Here is a 22,165-nt window from a genome sequence, read left to right on the forward strand (position 1 = left end):
TTGCCTTTCTGTCGATCCGCCGTCAAAGACAGACCGTGCAAGCCGACCTCAAGCGATCAGATCACGAACTGCCTTGACGGCTGAAACAATCGACTGTGACTGTCGCTTGGCATAAGAGAATAAAGCTCCGGTTGAAATGCAGCCAGATAAAATGCGGCTGCGAGCGTGATGTGCCCCCGACGGCCCTCAAAGTCAAGCCCCGGCGAACGATGATGAAAGCTTTTTCATATTTGGTTTTAACTTGTCTGCTGCAAACGCAACCACAGCAGAAAAGCAATCGCGGCAATGAAGCCAAGCGCCGGGATCAGCGTTGCAAAAGCAATGACCGGATCACCCATAAGAGCTGCGATTGCACCGCCCGCAAGCCCGCCACCCATTTGAAAGAAACCCATCATGGCGGACGCGGCACCCGCCATCTTGGGGAACGGTGCCATGCCCGCTGATGTCATCACCGGCATCACCAGAGCAACGCCGAAAGCAAAGAGTGTCATCGGCAACATCACGAGCAAATAGGATGGCTCGAAAATGCGCAGCAGCGTTGCGATAAGAATACTGGCAATGACCATGGCGACATATCCGGCCGCGGCCAGCTGGCGGGGACTATAGGGCTTCATCAACCGCCGAAACAGCAGGCTGCCAGCAAAATAGCAGCTCGTCTGCAAAAGCAGTCCCATGCCGAATTGTGTGGCCGTCATACCCACGCGCCCCATCAGAATGAAGGGCAGAATGGTCGCCGCCGTGTATAGCCCGCCAGTCGTGCCACCGACCCCAAGGCTCGCATAGATGAATTGGCGGCTGGTTAGTAATGTGCAGTAAGAGCGTAGCAGTTCCTTCGGTCGAATCCGGCTAAGATCACGCGTGACCGTTTCCTTGATGATGAAGATCGCCATCAGGACAACCAGAATGCCCAGGCAGACCATGACGATGAAAATCGCCTGCCAGCCGAAGAGCTCCATGGTGAGACCGCCCAATGTCGGCGCGACAGCAGGCCCCACCGCAATGACAATGCCGATGAGGTTCATCACACGGGCCGATGCCTCATGGGTGAAAAGATCACGCACGATTGCGCGTGAAATCGTAACCCCTACAGCCGCTCCCACGCCTTGCAAAAACCGTGCGACCAAAAGCATGTCGATGGTCGTGGCGAATAGAGCGAGGATGCTGGCAGCAAGGTAAATCACCATGAAGGCAATCGTGATCGGCCTGCGCCCAAAACCGTCCGACAACGGCCCGCAGACAAGCTGCGAAAGGCAGAAACCCGCGAGATAGACCGATATGGTGAGCTTGACCATTGCTTCGGTCGTACCAAAGGCATGAACAATCTCGGTCATGGCTGGCGTATAGAGTGCCATCGACATGAGGCCCAATGCGGCCAGAAGACCACCAATAACACCAACCCGCAACTCGCTCATCACGGGCTTCGCATCCTGGGCAGTGCGATGATCAGGCGCCACATTCATGGATTGCAACAATCACTCTCTGCCCGACAGCGGCGGAAAAACCCGCAACCAGAGGCCTAATCTTTGAGAAAAGAAGTGCCCACATTTTTATGCAAGCAAGCTGTCTTTCATCCCTATTGTCTGTATGGAAAAGGGTCAAGCAAAGGCTCATCCGCAGACCGAAAGCTTGGGAAATACCCTTGCCCCAACGACACTGAACTCCTAAGTCTGGTGCATATCGAATTCATTTGATCCGGAGTTTTCTCATGTCCGCCAAGCCCACCTACAATCACGCACTGACCGAATGGAATGGACCTCTGGGGCTGCCGGATTTCGCCGCATTCAAGGATGATGATTTCGCACCCGCTTTTGATGCGGCACTTGCGGAAGATCTTGCCGAGGTGGAAGCCATTGCCGGTGAAACCACTGAGCCGACTATTGAAAATACGCTCAAGGCTCTGCAGCTAACCGGTAAATCCCTCGACCGCGTATCTTCGATTTTCTGGATGCGCGCTGGCGCGCACAGCAATGACGATATTCAGGCACTTGAGCGCGAAATCGCTCCGAAAATGTCGCGCCATTATTCTCGCATCATGATGGACCCGGCACTGTTTGCGCGCATCGATGCGCTTTATGAAAATCGCGACCATCTTGATCTGGATATAGAAACCAAGCGTGTGCTGGAAAAGACCTGGAAAGGGTTTGTTCGTTCCGGTGCCAGGCTTGATGAAGCTGGCAAGAAGGAACTGGCGGGCATCAATGAAAAGCTTGCCGGGCTTGGTGCGCGCTTCGGCCAGAACGTGCTGAAGGATGAATCAAGTTGGGCGCTTTTCATCACCGATGAAGCCGACCTCGCAGGCCTTCCAGATTTCCTCAAAAATGCGATGCAGAGTGCCGCCGCTGAACGTGGTCAGCCCGATGCATGGGCGGTCACACTTTCCCGTTCGATTGTCGAGCCGTTCCTTTCGTTCTCGGAAAACCGCGAATTGCGCGAACAGGCCTTTAACGCATGGGGCAAGCGCGGCGAAAACGGCGGCGAGACCGACAATCGCGAGATTGTGCGCGAGATGGTGGAACTGCGTGAGCGCAAGGCGCATCTGCTCGGTTACGCCAATTTCGCGGCCTACAAGCTCGACGACACCATGGCCAAAACGCCGAAAGCCGTTATGGATCTGCTCGAGCCTGTCTGGGACAAGGCCCGCGCCAAAGCGCATGAAGAAGAAAACGAACTTGAACGGCTGATTGTGGCCAATGGTGGTAACCACAAGGTTGCGCCGTGGGACTGGCGCTTTTATGCGGAAAAACTTCGTGCTGAACGTTTCGCGTTCGATGAAGCGGAATTGAAACCTTATCTGCAGCTCGAAAAAATCATTGAAGCAAGTTTCGATGTGGCGACCCGTCTTTTCGGCATCCGTTTCGAGGAGAAGAAAGGCATCACCACATGGCATCCGGACGTAAGGGTGTTTCAGGTCCTGAATGCCGATGGCAGCGAACGCGGTCTTTTCCTCGGCGACTATTTCGCCCGCACCTCCAAGCGCTCCGGTGCATGGATGAGCGCATTGCAATCAAGCCATAAGCTCGATGCCGGGCAAAAGCCGATCATCTACAATGTGATGAATTTTGCAAAACCCAAGGCCGGTGAACCAGCGCTGCTTTCGCTGGACGACGCGCGCACATTGTTCCATGAGTTCGGCCATGCGCTACATGGGCTTCTTTCGGATGTGACTTGGCCAGCAGTTTCCGGCACCGCCGTTTCGCGCGACTTTGTCGAACTGCCATCGCAGCTCTATGAGCATTGGCTGACCGTGCCAGCCGTTTTGGAAAAATACGCTGTGCATTATCGCACGGGCGAAGCGATGCCAAAGGCGCTGCTCGACAAGGTGCTCGCGGCCCGCTCGTTCAATGCAGGGTTCAACACGGTCGAATTCACCTCGTCGGCACTTGTCGATATGGCTTTTCATACGGGCAAGGAAAAGATTGCCGACCCATTGGCTTTTGAGGCGGCAACACTCAAAAAACTGTCGATGCCTGATGCCATCATTATGCGTCACCGCACGCCACATTTCACCCACGTCTTCTCCGGCGATGGCTACTCAGCCGGCTACTATTCCTACATGTGGTCGGAAGTGCTGGATGCCGATGCATTCTCGGCATTTGAAGAAACCGGCGATGCCTTCAACCCGGAACTCGCAGCAAAGCTCAAGCAATATATCTATTCTGCCGGTGGCAGCCGTGATCCGGAAGAGCTTTACAAAGCCTTCCGCGGCAAGATGCCGACGCCGGATGCGATGATTGAAAAGCGTGGGTTAAACTAAAAAATGAAAAGGCCGGGAAACCGGCCTTTTCAGTTCTTGTGACTGAGAATATTCACAAGACGTCCATAGGGATCACGCACAAAGAAACGGCGCACGCCCCATTCTTCATCACTCGGTCCATATTCGACAGCAAAGCCAGCAGCAGTCATCCGCTCAAGCACTGCATCAACATCATCGACCTCGATGGAAAGATCGGGCACTGGCGTGCCCGATCCGCCTTCGGTGGCAAAACTGATCTGCACCCGCGCGTCCGCATCAGCGGCATAGGTCACGATCCAGCCGTGGTCCATCACCACATCGAGTTCCAGCACGTCACCATAGAAACGCTTCGCGGCCGACAGATTATCGGCGGCTATATTGGATACGATGCGGCGGACGGCCATCAATATTCGCCGAGTTTGATGTCCGGCGTATAGTCGACACCATCAACTTCCTTCACCACTGGCTGGCCGCAATGCAGAACGCCGGTTGCCGCGTTGAATGCATAGGTCGGGGAGCCGTAAAGCTGCCAGCCCTTGTTTAAAGCTGCAGTAACACGGTGACAGAATGCGGAATCGTCCGGGCCAGTGATGAAACGGTAGAGCTTCATAGTCTTTCTTCCTTTGTTATGATTATGAGTTGGATTTCGCGAGCAGGCGCTCAGCCATTTCGAGATGCAGACGTTCGACCATCTGGCCATCAAGCGACACCACGCCCTTGCCCGCATTCTCGGGTTGGGCGAAGGCCGAAATCACCGCACGGGCATGAGCCACATCTTCGTCTGAGGGCGAAAAGGCACGGTTGGCCGCCGCAATTTGCGAAGGATGAATGAGCGTCTTGCCATCGAACCCCATCAGAGCCGCCTGCATGCACTCGGCTTCATGCCCAACGCTGTCGCGAAAGTCGTTATAAACGCCGTCCAGCACATCGATACCACCAGCGCGCGCAGCGAGAATGATCTGCATAAGCCATGGGATCAAATAGGGTCGCCCGGCTTGCGGTCGGACGCCTGTTGCCCGCGCAATATCGTTTGGTCCAACCACAAAGCAGCCAAGCCGTGCTGCAGAACGATGTCCGAGAACTGCAATTTCATCGGCATTGAGAATGCCACGCGGGGTCTCGATCATTGCCCATACACGCACGTCGAGATCTGCATCGTTGCGATCAAGCCGGTTCGCCGTATCGATAACATCCTGCGGTCGTTCCACCTTCGGCAGAAGCACAGCATCAGCCCCGATTTTAGCCACGGCAGTCACGTCAGCCTTGCCCCACACGGTATCAGCTGCATTCACCCGCACAATGCGTTCAAAACCAACTTTCGGATGCTCGGCAAAATGTGCAGACAGCGCGTCACGCGCTGCATTTTTTGTCTCGGGTGCTACGGAATCTTCCAGATCGTAGATCACGCAATCTGCTGCAAGCGTCAGTGACTTTTCGAGCGCCCGACTATTGGATGCGGGTAGGAACAATACAGAACGACGTGGGCGAGCAATTGTTTTCATGCGCAATTTGTGCACCGATCCGCATCAGCAGACAAGCACTCGCCACACAAAGTTTTTAAATGCCGCTTGCTTCGTGTTCCAGCGTTCCTGTGAACTCACATGATGCGCCGTGGTAATAGGTGCATCCGCCGACCTCTTCGATCTCAAGCTTGTAGTCACCAACGAAATTCATCTTGATTTCGCAATAGCGAGGGTTCCGGTCGGACTCCGCTTCTTGCGGATCAAAACCTTCACTCTGGATTTTGAATGTCGCCTTTTTGTCTTTGATGGTGACATCACCGGAGACGCCGCCACCACAGCCTGGCTGATTATCGACCATCGGGACGCTTGTAGACAGAGATACGGCATATTGATCGCCACTTTTGTGCGTCACATCAGCCTTAAGTTCCATGCCTTTATTGCTTGTAAAAAGTCCTTCATGCGGATTGAAGTCAGGCTTGTTTTCCGCAGAAGCTGGCAAACTCATCACTGCAACTGTCAATCCCAAGAGAAAAATTCGAAGCATATTCCACCCATCGCTGCTTATCGTAAGACATAAAAACGTAGATAAGACTTTGATTATTTAGGCGATCCGGTCAAGCACATATAATATTTCCGTGCTGTCAGCATAATTGATCTTTCGGGAGCGAAAGTTGATAGAAGTGAGGTGTTGCAACACCTCCCATTCATAAGACTTGAAATCTGCCTTATGCCTGCTTATTTTCCAGCCTTCGGTTGGAATGCACCCGCCGCTCGCAGCCTTATGGCCATGGTAAAGCATTCTGAATTCACGTTCCTGTTCCGGTGACGGCAGAAACGGCAATGCGAGCACCCGTTTACGAAAATGCTGCTCACATTCAGGAGCGAAACCATGACCACAGCCATCCTTGCTGGGCACAATACGACTGATTTCAAACACCAGGCTCGCCGTTTGCGGCAGGCTTTGGGTGAAGAAGGCATCAACATCAGCCACGGAAAGGCGCTTGACCTCGTTGCCCGCCAGTCCGGGACGCGTGACTGGAACACGCTTGCCGCTCAGGACGTAAAAGCTGAAGCCGCACGCGTTGAAGATAATGCTGCGCCTTATCGTGTCAGCCAGCGCGTTTCAGGCATGTTCCATACAACCGCTTTCGACGCACGCATCATCGGTGTCGAGGAAACCATCAAGCCCGATCTCTGGCGGATTACGCTGCAGTTCGATCCAGCGATCAATGTCGCAGTCTCACCAAACCTCTCGATGCTGCGCAGGCGCTTTACGGTCGTTGTCGGGGCGGATGGAAAGTCTCGCAGGTTGACCGGCAGTGAAGCCGGTGGGATTGCACTCAGCGTGCAATAATTTCGCCTGAAAGAACTTCGGCGCATGATTCTAAAATATTCTGGTGAATTTCAGACATATTCATGCGTCGAGCGCAACCAAGCACTTCCGGCCTGCCTTAAAAATGGGCCGGAAGTACAATAATAAGCTCAAAGGTTGCGACCTATTGGGCACTTGTGGCCTGAAACATTGACTCTCTGCGATGCTGATGTAAATCAGACAGCAAATTTAAAATACCCAACCGACAGGTCAGGAACATGGACAAGTTCACCAAGCTCACGGGCGTCGCGGCCCCCCTGCCGATCGTCAATATCGATACGGACATGATTATCCCCAAGGATTATCTGAAGACGATCAAGCGTACGGGTCTGAGCAAGGGGCTTTTTGCCGAGATGCGCTTCAACGAAGACGGAACCGAAAATCCGGATTTCGTGCTCAACAAGCCTGGCTATCGCAATGCACAAATTCTGGTTGCTGGCGATAATTTTGGTTGCGGCTCTTCGCGCGAACATGCGCCTTGGGCGCTGCTGGATTTCGGCATCCGTTGCGTGATCTCGACCTCATTCGCTGATATCTTCTACAACAACTGCTTCAAGAACGGCATCTTGCCGATCAAAGTCAGTCAGGAAGATCTCGACAAGCTGATGGACGATGCTTCGCGTGGCGCCAATGCAACACTGACCGTCGATCTTGAAGCCAAGGAAATTCATGGCCCAGATGGCGGCACAATCTCCTTCGACCTTGACGATTTTAAGCGTCATTGCCTGCTCAATGGTCTCGATGACATCGGACTGACCATGGAAAAGGTAACGAACATCGACACATTCGAGGCAAAGAACGCTCAACAGCGTCCTTGGGCATAATGGCTTTCAGTATTTACAAACTCATTGCCAGAAAGTCCGGCGGCCTCAATCATTGAATAGGACCCGATTGGCTGAAATGGCCCGAGAAGATCAAAGCGGCGACTGGGCGGGACGTCTCTCGCCTTCGCTTGATGAAGTCGAATCCATTGCGATTGAAGCGTTAGCGCATCTCCCGCAGGAATTTCGTGCGCTTTGCGGCGACATCATCATTCAGATCGCAGACTTTCCCGAAGAGCAGATCGTCGAAGATATGGGCCTCGAAACGCCTTTCGATCTTCTTGGCCTGTTTGAAGGTGTGGGTATTGGCGAGCGTTTCAGCCTTCAAACCGGCGACACTCCCAACCGCATCACACTTTTTCGCCGGGCGATTCTCGACTATTGGTCAGAGAATGAAGAAACGCTTGGCGACATCATCACCCATGTCCTCATCCATGAAATCGGCCACCATTTTGGCCTTTCTGATGATGATATGGAAGCTCTGGAAGCGCATGCTGATTAGAACAACACATTGGCGTTGTGTTGCACAAATTTGTCATTTCTGATCAAAACAGTGACAATTTCGGTATTTTTCCAGTAGATTTCGATACAATCGCATACAGATATTGAATGTGGAGAATGCTATGAATTCCCTCAGTGCAATCTGAGTGATGATCATGAGCCTTTCTCCGGCCGCCTACCAGCTTCTTCTCGTTTACACGACATATGTTATTGCTGCCGGAAGCCCCGGCCCGAGCAATATGCGCATCATGGGCGTCGCCATGCATCAGGGTCGAAAGGCGGGGCTTATATTCGCTGCCGGTGTTGTTACTGGCTCGATCTTCTGGGGCTTGATGGCCGCAACCGGTGTCTCGGCCATCCTCACACGCTTTGCAGAAGCACTGATTATCCTTAAAATCTTCGGTGGTCTTTATCTGCTGTATCTGGCCTTCAAGGCCGGACGCGCCGCCATGACGTCAGATGCGAAAATCGCAGCCCGAGCGCCAAATGGCGACGCATTTCTCTCAGGCGGTGAACTTTACCGGCGTGGATTATTGATGCATCTCTCCAATCCCAAATCCATTCTGTCCTGGATTGCTTTGGTGACACTGGGCCTCGGCACCAACTCATCATGGTCTCACTCGGCTGCGTTTCTGGGTGGTTGCATAGTGCTTAGCGTCACTATTTTCTGCGGCTATGCGATTGTGTTTTCAACGGCGCCCATGGTCCGTTTATATCGCGGCGCCCGTCGCTGGATCGAAGGTGTACTGGCTGCAGTCTTTGGTCTTGCCGGTATCCGTCTGCTTCTGTCACGCTGAAACTGTTTGAGAAACGAGTACCGCAATGAAGATTTTCAAAGGCCTCTCCGCTTTCCCGCTCACACCAATCGACGCAACCGGTAATCTCATGGAGGAGGCGCTGTGCCGTTTCCTTGAGCGCATTCACGAGGCGGGCGCGGATTCAATCGGTCTTCTGGGAAGCACCGGCGGCTATGCCTTTCTCACGCGTGAACAGCGTCGGCATACAGTGAAGACAGCCGTTAAATGCATTGGCGGGAAAACGCCGATCATCGTTGGCGTGGGTGCATTGCGCACCGATGAGGCGAGTGCGCTTGCGCGCGATGCTGCGGATGCCGGTGCTGATGCGCTGCTGCTTGCCCCCGTCTCCTATACGCCGCTAACGCAGGAAGAAGGCTTTCAGCACTTCAAAGCGGTTGCAGAAGCCACTGACTTGCCGCTGTGTATCTATAATAATCCCGGCACCACCCGATTCATTTTCAGTGATGAACTGATTGCACGACTAGGGGCTGTCAAAAACATCAAAGCAATCAAAATGCCTCTGCCAGCCGATGACGGCTATGCGGCAGAAATCACAAAACTACGCTCTGCAACACCCGATGACTTTGCCATCGGTTATAGTGGTGATTGGGGCGCAAAGGATGCACTACTCGCAGGCGCTGACGCTTTCTACAGTGTCGCTGCGGGCCTTCTGCCGGCGCAGTCAGTAGCATTGGTCCGCACCGCACAAAGCGGCAATCAGGCTGAATCCGAACGCATCAATGCAGCATTTGAACCACTATGGGAGCTGTTTAAGACCTTCGGCAGCTTCCGCGTCATGTATGTGATTGCTGACCTTCTGGGCCTTGCAAAGATCGAGCCGCCACGACCCATTCTGCCATTAGCTGCAGAGATACATGGGCAAGTGGAAAATGCACTCGCCAAAATCAAAGCGCTCTCTCTTCGATCAGAAATTTGATAGTCATGAGAGCTGCACAACGACTGAGCAATATGTCTCGTTCATCTGCCAGATCAGCAGCAAAACGTTCGCTAACCCGGCGATAAGATGTTTCGACTGATGGGTTCAAAAGATATCGTTGCTCCATTCTCGCACAGGTAGAACGCAGCTCATCCATGTTGGGCAAAATTCCCATCGAAGTCACTTTCTGCTGAAAATATGCAGGATGCCATAAAACCAAAAAGGCGCCCGAAAAGGGCGCCTTTTATATTCTTGGGATCAAGCCACGCTCAAACGGACATCGATATTGCCGCGGGTTGCGTGCGAATAAGGGCAGACGATGTGTGCTGCATTGACCAGCTCTTCGGCCTTGGCCTTGTCCACGCCCGGCAGAGCAACTTCAAGGGCAACATCAAGACCAAAGCCCGTGCCATCGTCGCGCGGACCGATGCCAACCGTCGCAGTCACAGTGCTGTCAGCTGAAATCGAAACCTTCTCCTTGGAAGCCACAAATTTCAGTGCACCAAGAAAGCAGGCTGCATAGCCGGAGGCGAAAAGCTGTTCGGGATTGGTGCCCTCACCGCCCGAGCCGCCCAATTCCTTTGGCGTATCAAGAACGACGCTGAGGCGTCCGTCAGCGGTCTTGGCACTGCCGGTACGTCCGCCCGTTGCGGTAGACTGTGTGGTATAGAGAATGGACATATGACTTCTCCTGTTTGTGAACTTATCTTCGCGAACAGAGTTGCAAATAATTAAATTGTTCGCAATCTAATTTTGCAAAATCGTTTTTCACGATTATGTGACGCGCAATTCAATTGTGCATAGCTTATAGTCGCGGTAAGGAAGGTGGATCATGAACAGCGACCACAAAGACTCCCACTTGCACCTATCAGATATGGTCTGCTTCGCGATCTATTCAACCGCGAATGCGCTGACGCGTGCCTATCAGCCCATCCTGAGCAAGCTCGACCTGACCTATCCGCAATTTCTGGTCATGCTGGTCCTCTGGGAAAAAGACGATCAGACGGTATCGGAGATCGGTGGGAAGCTTAATCTTGATTCCGGCACATTGACCCCTCTCCTCAAGCGGCTTGAAACGGCTGGCCGCATCAGGCGCCGCCGCGACCCACAGGATGAACGTCAGGTGCGCATCACACTGACTGATGAGGGACAGGCCTTGCGCGAAGCTGCGGAAAGTATCCCCGAACAGATTTTCTGCGCGCTGGGTCAGCCATTGGACGACCTGAAAGATTTGCGTGCGCGATTGCTCGATATTCGCAGCAATCTTACAGACAGTGTTTCACGCTAGAGCATTTCCTGTTTTCTTGCGTCATTGGAAATGCTCTATCTCTTTGTTTTTCGCATTATCCGACGCAAAACCGCTTCGCACTTTTGCTGGAACCGCTCTAACAAAAAAAGCGCCGGTTTCCCGGCGCTTTTGTTTTTTAAACTGCAGTATCAATTAAGCAGCAAGCGCCTTTGGCGTGATCAGGCCACGAGCGACCAGCAGCTCTGCGATCTGGATCGTGTTGAGAGCAGCACCCTTGCGCAGATTGTCAGAAACAACCCACATGGCAAGACCGTTTTCAACGGTGATGTCTTCGCGGATACGGCTGATGTAAGTTGCATCTTCGCCTGCCGATTCATAAGGCGTGATGTAACCACCATCTTCGTGCTTATCGACGACCTGACAGCCCGGTGCATCACGCAGAATTTCGCGGGCTTCTTCAGCGCTGATCGGGTTTTCAAACTCGATATTAACCGCTTCCGAGTGTCCGATAAACACTGGAACGCGTACGGCTGTCGCGGTGAGCTTGATCTTCGGATCGAGCATCTTCTTGGTTTCGGCCACCATCTTCCATTCTTCCTTGGTGTAGCCGTCTTCCATGAAGACATCGATATGCGGAATCACATTGAATGCGATGCGCTTGGTGAACTTCTGTGCTGTCACAGGATCAGCAACGAACACAGCGCGCGATTGCTGGAACAGCTCATCCATGCCTTCCTTGCCAGCGCCCGAAACCGACTGGTAGGTCGAGACTACAACGCGCTTGATCTTGGCTGCATCATGCAACGGCTTCAGAGCTACCACGAGCTGTGCCGTCGAGCAGTTCGGATTGGCAATGATGTTCTTCTTGCGGAAGCCTTCAATCGCGTCAGGGTTCACTTCCGGAACGATCAGCGGGACATTGGAGTCATAACGCCATGCGGAGGAATTATCGATAACGACGCAGCCCTGCGCACCAATCTTTGGCGACCATTCCTTGGAAATATTTCCACCAGCGGACATGAGGCAAATGTCGGTATCGGAGAAGTCGTACTGGTCAAGCGCCTTCACCTTCAGCGTCTTGTCGCCATAGGACACTTCCGTACCCTGGCTGCGACGCGAAGCGAGAGCGACGACTTCATCAGCCGGAAAGCCACGTTCTTCGAGGATATTGAGCATTTCGCGACCGACATTTCCGGTGGCGCCGACGACTGCAACTTTAAAACCCATTTACCTTCTCCTGTCCTCTCCGCTTCCATAAAAACCCGCGACCAGCGGGCCTTTTCCCTGGGCCGGACCCGGGGAGAGTGGGCGAGCAGGCCAAGGGGTCAGACCTTTTTGGTGGTCGTTTTAATGCAAGTGGCCGTGGTAGTTTTGGAAACGGATGCCATGAGGGCACCGATGGCGATGAGGCCATTCAGTTCACACAGGCTATGTGATGCGCGAGAAGCGTTCACGAGATTGTCTCCTTTTCCGATTGCGCTTTTAAGCCCTTTGAAAAAAGAGTCAATGATTTCTCGAGGAGAAGCGCAACAAAACTGCTCAAAAATACAGGAACAATACCGCTTATTACGTTGCGATATTGAAATGCAAAGGCCCGCGCGGCGAATGCTGCGCGGGCCTTCAAATGGCATGCTGCTTTATCAATAAAGGAGGCGCGTGCGGACCGTACCCGGAATTTCGCGCATTGCCTGAAGAACGTCTTCGGCATGTTCTTCCATCGCGTCACCTTCAATCACCACATAGCCGACTTCACCATCGGTCTGCAGAAACTGGCTGACGATGTTGATGTTATGTGAGGAGAAAATATTCACGAGACTGTTGAGAATGCCTGGGCGGTTTTCATGCACATGCATGAAACGCGTGCCATTCGGACGCGCAGGCAGCTGCACCTGCGGGAAGTTAACCGCACCCAGCGTCGAGCCAACATCGGAATATTCCACCAGCTTACGGGTGACTTCCAAACCAATGCGTTCCTGCGCTTCTTCGGTCGAGCCGCCGATATGCGGGGTGAGAATGACATTCTCCAGCCCCTGCAATGGCGAAACAAACGGGTCCTTGTTAGAAGCAGGCTCAACGGGAAACACGTCAATTGCCGCACCGGCGAGATGGCCTTCTTTCAGAACCTTGGCCAGCGCTTCCAGATCGACCACAGAACCGCGCGCATTGTTGATGAAGAAGGCGCCCTTCTTCATCTTGCGCAGCTTGGCTTCGGTGATCATCTTGGCCGTCGACTTGTTCGACGGCACATGCAGGCTGATCACATCCGAAATTTCGAGCAATTCGTCGAGCGTTTCAGTCGGAATAACATTACCGTATTGCAGCTTGTCGGTCATGTCGAAATAGCGGACCGTCATGCCGAGGCTTTCAGCCAGATTGCCGACCTGCGAACCGATATTGCCATAGCCGACGATACCCAGCGTTTTGCCACGCACTTCGCGGCTGCCAACCGCGCTCTTGTCCCAGCCGCCCGTATGGGCCGCGTTGGAACGTGGGAAAATACGGCGCATCAGCATGATGATTTCACCAATCACCAGCTCAGCCACAGAGCGCGTATTGGAGAACGGTGCATTGAAAACGGGAATGCCGCGCTTGCGAGCAGCCTTCAGATCCACCTGATTTGTGCCGACCGAGTAGCAACCGACCGCAATCAGGCGCTGTGCTGCTTCAAACACTTCGTCAGTGAGCTGTGTGCGTGAACGAATACCCACGATATGAGCCGAAGAAATCGCCTCAATCAGCTCAGCCTTGTCCAGCGCTTTCGGCAAATGAACGACGTTCGTGTAGCCAGACGATTTGAAATAATCGACGGCGGACTGGTTGATGCCTTCGAGAAGAAGAACGTTGATACGCTCACGCGCGAATGAAAGACGTGCAGTCATGGTTGGGGCTTTCAGGCTCTGGCTCAATGTTCGCTCAGCGACATAAATCAATCTGCCAATGTCGTCACTGCGATATTTGGGGGCATGCGGATGAATTGAACTCTGGGAATTTGTCGGCATTTATCGCGAGAGCGACTTAGCACTCAAAGCTCATGGAAAAAAGCCAATTCGACGAAAACTGGCCGATTCGCGTCGTATTTGGATAATCATTCCAATTTCATCATCGCCGCGCGGCCAGTCGCGCCTAAAATAAAGGCATTCCAGTGCAAAACAGACAGGAAAAAGTGCGCGATTGACCTGTTGTTCAGATCGCCCGATCTAGTCTTCGTTCCGAGTCGCGCCAGTGCGATCACGTTCATAATGTCTTTTAAGTGGAAATGGCGGCAGCCAGGACTCACGCCGAATGGTCCAGAGCTCATAGGTCGGCGTCAACAAATCGATAGCATCGAGTGAGCCAAGATTGATCTCAACTTCATCATCCGAACGGGAAAAGACAGACGAGCCACAGCGCGCGCAGAAAAACCGTCCTTCATAATCGCGCGTCTCGCCATGAATGGTAACCGCAGCCTCGGGAAAAATTGCCGAAGCATGAAACAGTGCTCCATGTTGCTTGCGACAATCGAGGCAGTGACAGACGCCTACGCGGTAGGGGCGTCCGGAAGCGGCGAACCGAACATCTCCACACAGACAACCACCGGTAAAATGGTCCATTTCTTACTCCCCTAGAATAATTGCCAAGTGAAATCCTACCTCGAACAACAGTACCAATCCAATTTGTCTTTGGACCGCTGAACTTGAACTTCCCCCCCTAAGTCAAGGCCGCGCCTTTCTCATACTAAAAGATAATAAACGGATTAAACGATTCAGTTCATCATGCGCTCGTGGAAAAGTGCGCGGAAGTTGGAGGAGAACATCCGCACACATCAGCAAGAATGCTGTTGGGAGGAACCTTACTTATGTCAGTTCAATCGAGCGCCAAGGCTGGCGCGCCAAAAATGACGCGTGAAGAAAAGAAGGTAATTTTCGCTTCTTCACTCGGTACAGTCTTTGAATGGTACGACTTTTATCTCTACGGAACACTGGCTGCCTTCATTGGCGCGGCGTTCTTTAATGAATATCCGGAAACAACCCGCAATATCTTCGTCTTGCTCGCATTCGCAGCAGGCTTTCTCGTCCGCCCGTTCGGCGCGCTTGTCTTCGGACGCATTGGCGATCTCGTCGGTCGTAAATACACCTTTCTCGTTACCATCGTCATCATGGGTGCATCGACCTTTCTCGTCGGTATTCTGCCCGGATCGGCAACACTTGGTATCGTCGCGCCCACAATCCTGATCATTCTGCGCATGTTGCAGGGTCTGGCGCTTGGCGGTGAATATGGTGGCGCTGCAACTTATGTTGCCGAACACGCACCGAATGGCCGTCGCGGCTTCTATACGTCATGGATTCAGACAACAGCGACGCTGGGGCTTTTCCTTTCGCTGATGGTCATCCTGAGCATTCAGAACGTAATGACCACTGAGTCTTTTGCTGCCTGGGGTTGGCGCATTCCTTTCCTGGTTTCGATCATTCTTCTGGGCATCTCGGTCTGGATTCGTTTGCAGATGAGCGAATCCCCTGCATTCAAGAAGATGAAGGAAGAAGGAAAGACTTCCAAAGCACCGCTTTCCGAAGCATTCGGTCAGTGGAAGAATGCCAAAATTGCCCTCATCGCTCTGTTCGGCCTGACAATGGGGCAAGCTGTCGTCTGGTATACCGGCCAGTTCTATGCGCTGTTTTTCCTTCAGAACGTACTTAAGGTTGAGAACCAGTCGGCAAACATCATGGTCGCGTCCGCGCTCGTGATCGGCACCGGCTTCTTCGTGGTTTTTGGCTGGCTCTCGGATAAGATTGGCCGCAAGCCGATCATCATGGCAGGCTTGCTTCTCGCAGCGGTCACCTACTTCCCGCTGTTTAAAGCACTGACTCATGCAGCCAACCCGGCTCTTGCCCAAGCTGAGCAGACGATCCGAGCCACCGTTTCTGCGGCACCTGGCGACTGTAACTTCCAGTTCAATGCAACCGGCACATCGAAGTTCACCAGCTCCTGTGATATTGCAACGAGCTTCCTGTCGCGCAGTGCTGTTCCTTATGACGTCGTAACCGGCCCTGCCGGACAGCCTGCAACCATCAAAATCGGCGATTCCACTGTGACGTCCTTTGATGCAATCCAGGCTGGAGCGGAAGCAACTGCCAAGCAGGCCGCTTTGACCCACGACATCAATCTTTCCTTGCAGAAAGCAGGCTGGCCACTGGTTCGCAGTCCTGCAAAAATTGCGGATTCCAAGCTCGATGCCTTCGTCGCAGCCAATCCGGAACTCGAACTGAATGCTGAAGCTGTCCGTGCCGGTGAAAAGGCAACCATGTCGAGCGCCGATCTCGTCAAGGCCAAGATCATCACGCAGGCTGAGGCCGATGCTGCAGCACAGCCTGAACAGGCTGTCTACACCATCCCGAATGCCGGTGCGTTCAAGATGGTTGCCGATCCATCTCAGATCAACTGGGTTATGACGATCGCTATTCTTACCGTCCTCGTGATTTACGTCACGATGGTCTATGGCCCGATCGCCGCTATCCTTGTTGAAATGTTCCCGACCCGCATCCGTTATACCGGTATGTCGCTGCCATATCACATCGGCAACGGCTGGTTCGGCGGTCTTCTGCCCGCAACCGTCTTCGCAATGAGTGCGGCTAAGGGCGACATCTATTACGGCCTTTGGTATCCGATCATCCTTGCAACAATCACGCTGGTTATTGGCATCCTCTTTGTCAAGGAAACCAAGGATGTCGACCTCAACAAGGTCGAGTAGTCGGTCAGACTTTTAGAGCGCCGATCTGATTGGATCAGATCGGCGCTCTAAATATTTGTTTTAACGCGCATCTTTGTCCGAAAACCGTTTCACACTTTTCGGGATGCGCTCCAAAGCTAAAGCGCCGCCCATGTGGGCGGCGTTTTTTATGAAAGACTATCAACGGTACTGCGCTTCAATCTCGATCAGCTTCTGCTTGCGCCAGAGACCTCCGCCGTAGCCCGTCAAAGAACCATCTGCACCAATAACGCGATGGCATGGAATGATAATGGCAATCTGATTGGCACCATTGGCGCGTGCCACGGCGCGCACTGCGAGTGGCTTTGCTACGGCCCTTGCAATTTCGCTATAGCTTCGTGTCTCGCCTGCTTCGATATTCTGCAACTCGCGCCAGACGTCGCGTGTGAATGCGCTTCCATGCAGTACCAGCGGAATATCGAAATTGGCGGATTGGCCTGCAAAAAATGTATCAAGCTGCTGCTCCAGGACATCATGCGACGAATATCGCCCTATCCCGATTGCACCATGGCAAGCCTTGTACAGCTTTTTAAGCTCTTGCGGCAGCGCCTTGCGATCAGCGAATTCCAGCAGATGCAGGGCTGACTGATCGCATACTGCAATCATCGTACCGAGTGGCGTCTTGATCCAGTCTGCGCGGAGCAAGCCATCCTTTTGCAACTGCGCTGGCGGAAGACCCAGAATACGGGCAAAGGCATTGCGGAAAGCATCCGGCGATTCAAACCCCGCATCGACTTGTGCATCAATGACGCGCTCACCCTGTGCCAAAGCCTGAAAACCTTGCCGCAATCGTTCCTGTCGCGCCATTTCCAGAAATGTAATGCCGAAATGTCTTCTAAAACTGCGGCGCACGGTCGAGGGGTCAAAGCCCATTCCGGCAACATCGTCCTCACTCCAGCGCCTTTGCGGTTGCGCTTCCAGTGCCTTCAGCAAGCGGTCAACAGACACGTCTGCTTCCGCCGCAGGCTGCAACGGATGACATCTTTTACAAGGTCTGAAACCATCGGCAATACATTCGGGAATAGAAGCAAAAAAACGGCAATTTTCTTTGAGCGGCTTTCTTGCTGGGCAGGTGAGCCGACAGAAAATGCCGGTTGAAAGGACGCCTACATAGGCTTTTCCCTCATAAGCTGCGTCACGGGCAAGCAATGCATCATAGAGGATGCTCGGATTTGGAAGTCTGTTTAACATGCTTACCATTCTTAATGTCTTTGCCGGAAATGGTAGCCGGAAATCGGGCATTTATTTCCTGTCGCCCAGTCAACTGACATGTACTGACAACCGCTTTACCACAACAGAACAATTCGTTTCATTTTCAATAAACAACGCGCTATTCATCAAGAAGCGGTAGTTATTGATCATGTTCGCGAAACTATAGATACAGGTGGAAGTTGCCTTCTGGAGTTGAAACCACTATCAGCGCGGCTGATGCTTTTTCTCATATGAGAATTATCAACGGCATGGGCATCAGTCTGTGCCTGTCACGATTGCTCATCTTTGCGTCCAAATTCGTACAGCATCCCAAAAAGCATAAGATATCCTATATGCATATAGGGTGGGTCGTCGTTGTCTTCCTCTGGGTCATTCAGTTCTGGTGGGAATATCTCTTTCAAAGTGGCGCGAAGAGCTACAATATCTACATTTATTTGCTCGACCTGCTTTATGTCTTTGGCCTTTTCTTCGTCTGCGTTACACTGACGCCAGATGACATTAAAGAATATGGCGATTATGACAGCTATTTTCTATCGAGAAAGATATGGCTGTTTTCGCTTTTCATCTTTCTCGACCTGGTTCAGTTCTTAAATGGAGCTGGCCCCCAAATCTTGATCAATGACCGTCACTCTTATGTTGGCGAATTCATCATACTTGTTATTGAGACTGTCGCCATACTCTTTGCCATGCGCCTAAAGCGCAAAGGATTTCAGTATTTCTTCATCACAGTGCTAATCGCTGGCGTGTTTGCAGATTTTACACTTCAGTTCGACTAATAACTGAGAACAAAAAGCCGCCGTGAGCCTGTCACGACGGCTTTTCAATAATCTTACAATCGGTGATTAAGCCGAAAGCGCCTTGAACTTTGCGAGGATCGCATCGCCCATTTCGCCAGTACCGATCTTGGTCTTGCCTTCCGACCAGATGTCGGCAGTACGCAGGCCATCATCAAGAACACCGGCGATTGCTGCTTCCAGACGATCAGCTTCATCGATCAGATTGAACGAGTAGCGCAGGCACATGGCAAGCGAGGCGATCATGGCAATCGGATTGGCAATACCCTTGCCGGCGATATCCGGTGCGGAACCGTGTACCGGCTCATAAAGCGCCTTGCGCTTGCCGGTTTTGGCATCAGCAGCACCGAGCGATGCAGATGGCAACATGCCCAGCGAACCGGTCAGCATTGCTGCAACGTCAGAAAGCATATCGCCGAACAGATTGTCGGTGACAATCACGTCAAACTGCTTTGGCCAACGGACAAGCTGCATACCACCAGCATCGGCCAGCATATGCTCGAGTTCAACATCGGAATGCTTTTCCTTGTGGCGAGCCGTGACGACCTGATTCCACAAGACGCCCGACTTCATCACATTGCGCTTTTCCATCGACGTGACCTTGTTGCGGCGTGTGCGCGCAAGCTCAAAAGCCACATCGGCAATGCGTTCGATTTCGTAGGTATCATAAACCTGTGTATCGATACCGCGCTTCTGGCCATTGCCCAGATCGATGATTTCCTTCGGCTCGCCGAAATAAACACCACCAGTCAATTCGCGCAGGATCAGAATGTCCAGACCTTCGATCACTTCGGGCTTCAGCGACGATGAATGGGCAAGCGCTGGATAGCAGATTGCCGGGCGCAGATTGGCATAGAGTGCCAGATCCTTGCGCAGACGCAGGAGGCCTGCTTCCGGGCGTACTTCATAGGGAACACTGTCCCACTTCGGACCACCAACAGCACCGAAAAGCACGGCATCGGCGGCAAGCGCCTTTTCCATATCGGCATCAGAAATAGCCTGTCCATGCGCATCATATGCCGATCCGCCAACAAGACCTTCATCGGTTTCAAAACCGAGATTAAGACCAGAGTTGAGGAAAGCGATAATTTTGCGGACCTCAGCCATTGCTTCAGGACCGATGCCATCACCGGGCAGGAGAAGGAGTTTTCTGGATGCCATAATGCCAAGCCTCTGTTTTTTCTCACACAATAACGGCAGGGAAATCAGATTCCGCAATTGTGTTTTCAAGTTCCGCGAGGGTTATAGAGCCCCCTCGCGTGGCAAGCAACAAGCAGCAGCGTGAAATTTATGAAAAAGAACGGCGGATATGTAGAAATTATATAACAGCAATTACAGGTCCCGTTCAAAGACCACGCACGATCTATTCCAGAGTACGCGCTTCCGACGGCAGCATGATCGGAATACCGCCGCGAACCGGATAGGCAAGCTTGGCTTTCACGGAGATCAGTTCGCTGTTTTCTGCATCATATTTCAGCGATCCCTTGGTCAGAGGGCACACAAGCAATTCAAGCAGCTTGACATCGATATTGCCGGTATTTTCATTCTCAGTCATTGGTTTTTTCCTAAAGCACGTCGCGCTTAAATGAACTCATTTCGCGTTCGCGAACGTGCAACAATTAAAAGAAACTAGAGCGAGCATCATGGGTGCGAATAAGCGCGACACGCTCTCATCGCTCATTGTAGACGCGAGCCGTAATCGTCCCTGACCTTCGCAAGGACCATTTCCGTAATAGCGATGAGTGTCGCTGCACGTGTCTTCAAATCAGGTGCTTCCAACAATGTCTGCTTTTCGGCAGGTCCGAAAGGCGACATCATCGATAAAGCATTGACCAATGTATCATTGCCAGCACGTGAAATGCTGTCCCAATCGGCTTCAAGATTATGCACTTCAAGATAATCCCTGAAAGCGCGGAGCAGCGCATCGCGATCAATCTCAGCCAGATCAGGCGCAGTTTCCAGATCCGTCAAAAACGGTGCAATCCGGCATTGACGATAAGGTCTGCGGCAGTTGATCTCTTCCAACACCCGGAAACGGCATATGCCCTGAAGCGTGATGAGAACACGCCCATCGCCGGTTTCCGCATATGTGGTTATGCGCCCGAGACAACCAACCTGGCTCAACTGCGGTCGCGCAGTCTCGTCAAACCTGTCACTGCCGTCCTCGTCCTCATCATCGAGGCCTTCTTCGATGCGCGGTTGGATCATCGCGATAATACGCTTTCCGGCCAGCGCATCTTCAACCATTTCCAGATAGCGAGGCTCGAAAATATTCAGCGGCAGCTGTCCACCGGGCAAAAGCAGCGCGCCTCTCAATGGAAAGATCGACACCAGCTCCGGTATATCAGCGCCCGTCCGGTAACGGGCATTGCCCACTTGCATCACACTCTCCCTCAACGCATTTTCAGCAAAACTGCGTGGCGGTTTTGCGTAGGATAATGCCAGAAAACAAGTAATCAGCGCATCCCGAATAGGTAGAACGGATTTTCGGGCGCGCTTCAATACATCGTTATACCGCGTCCTGTTCAGGAGAACAGGAGCGACGAAAGCTTGCGGCGTGCACCCAGAGTTGCCGGGTCCGCACTGCCCCATGCCTCAAAGAACTGCAAAAGCTGTTTACGCGCTCCATCGTCCTCCCAGCTGCGATCCACTTTCATGATCGCCAGCAACTCGTCAGCCGCATCTTCACGGCGTCCCTGCGCATTGCGCACCTGCGCAAGATCAAACCGTGCCTGATAGTCCTTCGGATCGGCCTGCACGCGGCGTTCCAGTTCAATCGGATCGCCGATGAGTTTCACCTGATCTGCAAGCGCAAGGCGGGCTTCAAGTGCGCGGACAGGTGCTGCATCCTGCTTGTCTTCGGGCAGGCTTGCCAGAATTTCACGCGCCTTGTCAGCATCACCTGATTCAAGCAAACATGTCGCAAGACCAACAACGGCATCCACATTGTCGGGTGCAACTTGCAGGATCGATGAGAATATCTGCGAAGCCTGCACAAAATCGCCTGCCTCAACCAGCTCCTTAGCCGCATTCACCGCTTCGATAATCGCCGTTTCCTGATCGCTTGGGCCACCAATCTTGGCGATGAATTCCTTGACCTTGGATTCTGGTAAAGCACCCATAAAGCCATCGGCTGGCTGGCCGTTGACGAAGGCAATAACCGCCGGAATTGACTGAATTCCGAGCTGACCCGCGATTGAGGGATGATCATCAATATTCATCTTCACCAGCTTTACCGCGCCGCCCGCTTCACGCACGGCATTCTCGATAATTGGCGTCAACTGCTTGCAGGGGCCGCACCATGGCGCCCAAAAATCAACAAGCACAGGCTGATTGCGCGATTCCGCCAGAACATCTGCCTGAAAGCCCGCAGTCGTGGTGTCCTTGATAAGATCGCCACCACCAACGGCTGGTGTTGCAGTGCCAAACGACACGTTCCCTGTCATTTGTCCGCTTGCACTCGAATAAGGATTGTTCTGGCTCGTCATCTGATATTCCTTATGTCTTCCAGCTTGCATATAGGACAGCACCAGGCTGGTTTCG

23 protein-coding genes are annotated in these 22,165 nt (G+C 52.8%); 9 read left to right on the top strand and 14 right to left on the bottom strand.

What is annotated here, in order from left to right; all coding sequences use genetic code 11:
* Positions 1-236: 236 nt before the first annotated feature.
* On the bottom strand, positions 237-1,460 hold the full coding sequence (locus CEV33_RS05015; protein ID WP_094539404.1) for a multidrug effflux MFS transporter: 1,224 nt from the start codon (positions 1,458-1,460) through the stop codon (positions 237-239).
* A 245-nt stretch (positions 1,461-1,705) separates the two neighbouring features.
* On the opposite strand from CEV33_RS05015, the gene CEV33_RS05020 reads away from it, so the two are divergent.
* Positions 1,706-3,754, top strand: coding sequence for a M3 family metallopeptidase (locus CEV33_RS05020; protein ID WP_094539405.1), 2,049 nt, complete (start codon positions 1,706-1,708; stop codon positions 3,752-3,754).
* Positions 3,755-3,783: 29 nt separating this feature from the next.
* Here CEV33_RS05020 and CEV33_RS05025 read toward each other — a convergent pair whose 3' ends face one another.
* Genes CEV33_RS05025 through CEV33_RS05040 form a run of 4 tightly spaced genes read right to left on the bottom strand, consistent with a single transcriptional unit; the run spans position 3,784 to position 5,701 of the window.
* The gene (locus CEV33_RS05025; RefSeq protein ID WP_094539406.1) at positions 3,784-4,137 is read right to left on the bottom strand and encodes a VOC family protein; all 354 of its coding nucleotides are present in this window, start codon (positions 4,135-4,137) and stop codon (positions 3,784-3,786) included.
* Entirely contained in the window at positions 4,137-4,343 is a 207-nt protein-coding gene (locus CEV33_RS05030; RefSeq protein ID WP_007877777.1) for a DUF1737 domain-containing protein, read from the bottom strand. Before CEV33_RS05030 ends, CEV33_RS05025 begins: the two co-directional genes overlap by 1 nt.
* A 22-nt stretch (positions 4,344-4,365) precedes the next feature.
* Positions 4,366-5,250, bottom strand: coding sequence for an HpcH/HpaI aldolase/citrate lyase family protein (locus tag CEV33_RS05035; protein WP_235818366.1), 885 nt, complete (start codon positions 5,248-5,250; stop codon positions 4,366-4,368).
* Positions 5,251-5,290: 40 nt separating this feature from the next.
* Positions 5,291-5,701 carry a hypothetical protein gene (locus tag CEV33_RS05040; protein WP_094539544.1) on the bottom strand — a complete coding sequence of 137 codons (411 nt, stop codon included), beginning with the start codon at positions 5,699-5,701 and terminating at the stop codon, positions 5,291-5,293.
* Positions 5,702-6,085: 384 nt separating this feature from the next.
* Here CEV33_RS05040 and CEV33_RS05050 point away from each other — a divergent pair, with 384 nt between their 5' ends.
* The 5 genes from CEV33_RS05050 (at position 6,086) to CEV33_RS05070 (ending at position 9,624) form a co-directional block, all read left to right on the top strand.
* Entirely contained in the window at positions 6,086-6,550 is a 465-nt protein-coding gene (locus tag CEV33_RS05050; RefSeq protein ID WP_094539545.1) for a glyoxalase superfamily protein, read from the top strand.
* 236 nt (positions 6,551-6,786) lie between these two features.
* On the top strand, positions 6,787-7,392 hold the full coding sequence (leuD, locus tag CEV33_RS05055; RefSeq protein ID WP_024897626.1) for a 3-isopropylmalate dehydratase small subunit: 606 nt from the start codon (positions 6,787-6,789) through the stop codon (positions 7,390-7,392).
* A gap of 76 nt (positions 7,393-7,468) precedes the next feature.
* On the top strand, positions 7,469-7,891 hold the full coding sequence (locus CEV33_RS05060) for a metallopeptidase family protein (RefSeq protein WP_036567283.1): 423 nt from the start codon (positions 7,469-7,471) through the stop codon (positions 7,889-7,891).
* Positions 7,892-8,045: 154 nt separating this feature from the next.
* Positions 8,046-8,687 carry a LysE family translocator gene (locus CEV33_RS05065; protein ID WP_024897624.1) on the top strand — a complete coding sequence of 214 codons (642 nt, stop codon included), beginning with the start codon at positions 8,046-8,048 and terminating at the stop codon, positions 8,685-8,687.
* Between the two features lie 25 nt (positions 8,688-8,712).
* On the top strand, positions 8,713-9,624 hold the full coding sequence (locus tag CEV33_RS05070; protein ID WP_094539409.1) for a dihydrodipicolinate synthase family protein: 912 nt from the start codon (positions 8,713-8,715) through the stop codon (positions 9,622-9,624).
* Positions 9,625-9,882: 258 nt separating this feature from the next.
* Here the strand turns inward: CEV33_RS05070 and CEV33_RS05080 are convergent, their stop codons facing one another.
* Complete coding sequence (locus CEV33_RS05080; RefSeq protein ID WP_024897622.1) at positions 9,883-10,305, bottom strand: organic hydroperoxide resistance protein; 423 nt, start codon at positions 10,303-10,305, stop codon at positions 9,883-9,885.
* Between the two features lie 151 nt (positions 10,306-10,456).
* Here CEV33_RS05080 and CEV33_RS05085 point away from each other — a divergent pair, with 151 nt between their 5' ends.
* Positions 10,457-10,912, top strand: coding sequence for a MarR family winged helix-turn-helix transcriptional regulator (locus CEV33_RS05085; RefSeq protein ID WP_094539410.1), 456 nt, complete (start codon positions 10,457-10,459; stop codon positions 10,910-10,912).
* Positions 10,913-11,065: 153 nt separating this feature from the next.
* On the opposite strand, the gene CEV33_RS05090 is transcribed toward CEV33_RS05085, so the two are convergent.
* The 3 genes from CEV33_RS05090 to CEV33_RS05100 all read right to left on the bottom strand — a co-directional run bounded on the left by CEV33_RS05090 (position 11,066) and on the right by CEV33_RS05100 (position 14,463).
* Positions 11,066-12,100, bottom strand: a complete 1,035-nt coding sequence (locus CEV33_RS05090; protein WP_094539411.1) for an aspartate-semialdehyde dehydrogenase — start codon at positions 12,098-12,100, stop codon at positions 11,066-11,068.
* A 413-nt stretch (positions 12,101-12,513) separates the two neighbouring features.
* Entirely contained in the window at positions 12,514-13,752 is a 1,239-nt protein-coding gene (gene serA, locus CEV33_RS05095) for a phosphoglycerate dehydrogenase (protein WP_094539412.1), read from the bottom strand.
* A 318-nt stretch (positions 13,753-14,070) separates the two neighbouring features.
* Positions 14,071-14,463, bottom strand: coding sequence for a GFA family protein (locus CEV33_RS05100; RefSeq protein ID WP_094539413.1), 393 nt, complete (start codon positions 14,461-14,463; stop codon positions 14,071-14,073).
* A 245-nt stretch (positions 14,464-14,708) separates the two neighbouring features.
* Between CEV33_RS05100 and CEV33_RS05105 the strand changes: the two genes are divergently transcribed.
* Positions 14,709-16,598 carry an MFS transporter gene (locus tag CEV33_RS05105; protein WP_094539414.1) on the top strand — a complete coding sequence of 630 codons (1,890 nt, stop codon included), beginning with the start codon at positions 14,709-14,711 and terminating at the stop codon, positions 16,596-16,598.
* A 159-nt stretch (positions 16,599-16,757) separates the two neighbouring features.
* Here the strand turns inward: CEV33_RS05105 and CEV33_RS05110 are convergent, their stop codons facing one another.
* Positions 16,758-17,807 (bottom strand): bifunctional transcriptional activator/DNA repair enzyme AdaA, encoded by a 1,050-nt coding sequence (locus tag CEV33_RS05110; protein WP_094539546.1) that lies wholly within the window; start codon positions 17,805-17,807, stop codon positions 16,758-16,760.
* A gap of 251 nt (positions 17,808-18,058) precedes the next feature.
* Between CEV33_RS05110 and CEV33_RS05115 the strand changes: the two genes are divergently transcribed.
* Positions 18,059-18,604 (top strand): hypothetical protein, encoded by a 546-nt coding sequence (locus CEV33_RS05115; RefSeq protein WP_235818367.1) that lies wholly within the window; start codon positions 18,059-18,061, stop codon positions 18,602-18,604.
* 66 nt (positions 18,605-18,670) lie between these two features.
* Here the strand turns inward: CEV33_RS05115 and leuB are convergent, their stop codons facing one another.
* From leuB to trxA, 4 genes are all read right to left on the bottom strand, one after another.
* A complete protein-coding gene (gene leuB / locus CEV33_RS05120; protein WP_094539415.1) occupies positions 18,671-19,783 on the bottom strand; it encodes a 3-isopropylmalate dehydrogenase in 1,113 nt (370 codons plus the stop codon).
* 202 nt (positions 19,784-19,985) lie between these two features.
* Complete coding sequence (locus CEV33_RS05125; RefSeq protein WP_094539416.1) at positions 19,986-20,177, bottom strand: Trm112 family protein; 192 nt, start codon at positions 20,175-20,177, stop codon at positions 19,986-19,988.
* A 122-nt stretch (positions 20,178-20,299) separates the two neighbouring features.
* Entirely contained in the window at positions 20,300-21,004 is a 705-nt protein-coding gene (locus tag CEV33_RS05130; protein WP_094539417.1) for an LON peptidase substrate-binding domain-containing protein, read from the bottom strand.
* Between the two features lie 143 nt (positions 21,005-21,147).
* Positions 21,148-22,110 carry a thioredoxin gene (trxA, locus tag CEV33_RS05135; protein ID WP_094539418.1) on the bottom strand — a complete coding sequence of 321 codons (963 nt, stop codon included), beginning with the start codon at positions 22,108-22,110 and terminating at the stop codon, positions 21,148-21,150.
* Positions 22,111-22,165: the final 55 nt, after the last annotated feature.

Source organism: Brucella grignonensis (assembly GCF_002252505.1).
Taxonomy (GTDB): domain Bacteria; phylum Pseudomonadota; class Alphaproteobacteria; order Rhizobiales; family Rhizobiaceae; genus Brucella; species Brucella grignonensis.

Bases quoted from the DNA above. Each gene is read 5' to 3' on its own strand.
- CEV33_RS05015 (WP_094539404.1), bottom strand. From the start codon at position 1,460: ATGAATGTGGCGCCTGATCATCGCACTGCCCAGGATGCGAAGCCCGTG.
- CEV33_RS05040 (WP_094539544.1), bottom strand. From the start codon at position 5,701: ATGAGTTTGCCAGCTTCTGCGGAAAACAAGCCTGACTTCAATCCGCAT.
- CEV33_RS05025 (WP_094539406.1), bottom strand. From the start codon at position 4,137: ATGGCCGTCCGCCGCATCGTATCCAATATAGCCGCCGATAATCTGTCG.
- CEV33_RS05070 (WP_094539409.1), top strand. From the start codon at position 8,713: ATGAAGATTTTCAAAGGCCTCTCCGCTTTCCCGCTCACACCAATCGAC.
- CEV33_RS05020 (WP_094539405.1), top strand. From the start codon at position 1,706: ATGTCCGCCAAGCCCACCTACAATCACGCACTGACCGAATGGAATGGA.
- serA (WP_094539412.1), bottom strand. From the start codon at position 13,752: ATGACTGCACGTCTTTCATTCGCGCGTGAGCGTATCAACGTTCTTCTT.
- CEV33_RS05110 (WP_094539546.1), bottom strand. From the start codon at position 17,807: ATGTTAAACAGACTTCCAAATCCGAGCATCCTCTATGATGCATTGCTT.
- leuB (WP_094539415.1), bottom strand. From the start codon at position 19,783: ATGGCATCCAGAAAACTCCTTCTCCTGCCCGGTGATGGCATCGGTCCT.
- CEV33_RS05100 (WP_094539413.1), bottom strand. From the start codon at position 14,463: ATGGACCATTTTACCGGTGGTTGTCTGTGTGGAGATGTTCGGTTCGCC.
- leuD (WP_024897626.1), top strand. From the start codon at position 6,787: ATGGACAAGTTCACCAAGCTCACGGGCGTCGCGGCCCCCCTGCCGATC.
- CEV33_RS05085 (WP_094539410.1), top strand. From the start codon at position 10,457: ATGAACAGCGACCACAAAGACTCCCACTTGCACCTATCAGATATGGTC.
- CEV33_RS05065 (WP_024897624.1), top strand. From the start codon at position 8,046: ATGAGCCTTTCTCCGGCCGCCTACCAGCTTCTTCTCGTTTACACGACA.
- CEV33_RS05050 (WP_094539545.1), top strand. From the start codon at position 6,086: ATGACCACAGCCATCCTTGCTGGGCACAATACGACTGATTTCAAACAC.
- CEV33_RS05030 (WP_007877777.1), bottom strand. From the start codon at position 4,343: ATGAAGCTCTACCGTTTCATCACTGGCCCGGACGATTCCGCATTCTGT.
- CEV33_RS05105 (WP_094539414.1), top strand. From the start codon at position 14,709: ATGTCAGTTCAATCGAGCGCCAAGGCTGGCGCGCCAAAAATGACGCGT.
- trxA (WP_094539418.1), bottom strand. From the start codon at position 22,110: ATGACGAGCCAGAACAATCCTTATTCGAGTGCAAGCGGACAAATGACA.
- CEV33_RS05090 (WP_094539411.1), bottom strand. From the start codon at position 12,100: ATGGGTTTTAAAGTTGCAGTCGTCGGCGCCACCGGAAATGTCGGTCGC.
- CEV33_RS05060 (WP_036567283.1), top strand. From the start codon at position 7,469: ATGGCCCGAGAAGATCAAAGCGGCGACTGGGCGGGACGTCTCTCGCCT.
- CEV33_RS05080 (WP_024897622.1), bottom strand. From the start codon at position 10,305: ATGTCCATTCTCTATACCACACAGTCTACCGCAACGGGCGGACGTACC.
- CEV33_RS05130 (WP_094539417.1), bottom strand. From the start codon at position 21,004: ATGCAAGTGGGCAATGCCCGTTACCGGACGGGCGCTGATATACCGGAG.
- CEV33_RS05125 (WP_094539416.1), bottom strand. From the start codon at position 20,177: ATGACTGAGAATGAAAATACCGGCAATATCGATGTCAAGCTGCTTGAA.
- CEV33_RS05115 (WP_235818367.1), top strand. From the start codon at position 18,059: ATGAGAATTATCAACGGCATGGGCATCAGTCTGTGCCTGTCACGATTG.